1 protein-coding gene is annotated in these 2,415 nt (G+C 46.3%); it reads right to left on the bottom strand.

Translation table 11 applies throughout. The features are described from left to right. A partial coding sequence (locus KDK18_RS07480; protein ID WP_257254266.1) for a hypothetical protein occupies positions 1 to 2,176 on the bottom strand: 2,176 nt, incomplete at its 3' end. Positions 2,177 to 2,415: the final 239 nt, after the last annotated feature.

Here is a 2,415-nt window from a genome sequence, read left to right on the forward strand (position 1 = left end):
CTTCTTCCCGGGCTTTCATTGTCTTAAATGTTTGCAGCAGGTGTTCCTGTTGAGCGTCAATATTTTTATTGCTATCAAAATTCTGAATATTTAAATGAGCGGCAATGGTTGCATAACGAGCTTTTATTTCAGCATCTGTTCTGGAGTCCTCATGCTGAAGAAGTTGTTGAGCGACCCAGGCTTGCTGTCGTTTGAGGTGTTGCTGAATGGCCTGTCGACGGACTTCCGGATTCTTTCTGTTATCTGAGACCAGACCGAGTATACTTTCGAAGTTAGTCAGTGAGTTCTGGATGACCACATTGTTGAGTTCTACCTTTTGTTGCAGCTGTTGTTGAATGGACTGATAGCAGGTATCCAGATCATCTTCATGGTTCAGAGTAATACCTAACCTGCTTTCAATGGGTGCCAGTCTTGCTTTTACAGCTTCTTGCCATGGCTGTGTTGTTGTAGCATCTTTTTCGTCAAGAGTTCTTTTGATTTCAAGAATTTTCTCCCTGATGATTCTTTCTTGTTCTTCCAATGGCTGGGTATCGTCCCGGTTATCAATACCAAGCTCCGCTCCCAGTTGTGTGTTGATATAGACTCTTGCTTCTGCCACAGAATCGCGAAGGTGTTTGTCAATCGTTGGAAGTAGATTGACCATGTGCTGAAATTTCTGTAAACAGTTTTTCTTTGCTTCCAGCTTTTGTTGATATTGACGCTGAAAATATGGCTGTTGACCCACCTTGGCCAAATTCAGCCAAAGGTGCATTCGAATCATCTCATGACGGGCTTTCGGGTCATCTTTTTTATTGGCAGGCAGACCGAGCTGACCTTCGATTATCGTCAGTTTATCCCGGAATATCTCATCGGTCTGTTCTGCCTGTTGCCGCAGATGCTGTAGAACGAACTCAGAGCGGCCACCCAGATCGTTTTCATTGTCTGAAACAATGCCGAACTGGCCTTCAATCACTGCCAGTATATTTTTTACAGCCTGCTCCGGAGTCACCTCTGTTCCGGTAAATGTTGCGGCCACCGATCGGTTCATTTCATCAATTTTCTTTCTGAGGAGTCTGGCTTGTTCTTCCAGTGACCAGGTATCATCCCAGTCATTCATACCCAGTACTGCCGCCGCATGAGCGTTGCGAGCTTTTGCGGCATCTGCGGTATTAACCTGTGTCCTGTGGTCTTTAAATTGTTTCCAGAGATCATAGTGGCTTTCCACAAAGGCAATATCGGTGGGATTCTGTTTCTGACGACGGAAAACAATCATTTCCCCCGAAACCTGATCCACTTCCAGCTTTGGATAACCCGCAGGCAGAGGATAAATCTGTGTCTCATCCCCGACGTGAACAACATAGCCGACGGGTTTATGACAGGACAACAGCTCGTTCAGAGCTTTCTGTTGTAAATCGTCTTTCAGAATATGAACCTGCGTATAGGCAGAGGTGGCTGCCGCCAGAAGCGCTTCATCATTGATAAAGAGTGATTGACCAAGACGCTGTAACTCGGGAGGCTCATCGGCAGCAGCGACAAGACGCATGAAGGTGCGCCCATTCACTTCAACTTCGTCTACTGAAACGGTGGCAAGGGCGACATAGTTATCAACTTCACCAAGGTTTCCTGCTCTTTCATTGGCACCCTTCAGTAATCCGGCCAGTTGTTCGGGTCTGGCGATTTTTGTTAACGGATCTAATGGTTGGATGTCACCAGATTGATTTCGAATAGCCTCAATGGAATCCTGATCGGTCATTCCGTCTCTGACTTCAATGACCAGTTTTTTTTCTGCAAGGTTATGGGTGAACCTGAAGATCCCTTCATTACCGACTTTCAGGACTTTGGTGTACTTCCGGGCAAAGTCATTGTCGTCGGTTTCAAACAGATCAACACTGGAAACGCCACCCTTGATGCCAGAAAGAATGTCTGTAAAGCCTTCCGAAGGAACGCCATAGTCTGCTCTGACTTGAGTACGATCAGGGTAAGTGGTTGTAAAAGATTTCGGTATTGGCTGCTGGTCATCACCTAAAGTTGGCTGAACCATGACCTCACTCGAGGTAAACTCCACATGTTTATTGCCCTGAATATCGAAAGACTTTGTCTGTAGCCTGCGATCCGCCAGAGCCTGAGTACCAATGATGGAGGAGCTGATTGCAACGACCACAGCAAGGCTTAATGCATTGGGGCGGGCATTTGTCATTTTACTACCCAGAGCCGAGTACTTCTATTACCCGAAAAAGTGATAACTAAGCCAGATGAGGAAGCAGCTTTTAATGGCTCATAGCTGTCAGTGGGTTATGGTTGCAGATAGAGACCCCGATTGAGGGGCATTGCTCTGATCATGACCATGAACTTTCTGATCATCGCCCTGTTGCCTCTTGTACAAGGCACCCAGAGTGTAGAAGTAAGGAATACTTTCTGCATGGGAGAACGACCATT

Source organism: Endozoicomonas sp. SESOKO3, from assembly GCF_024606255.1.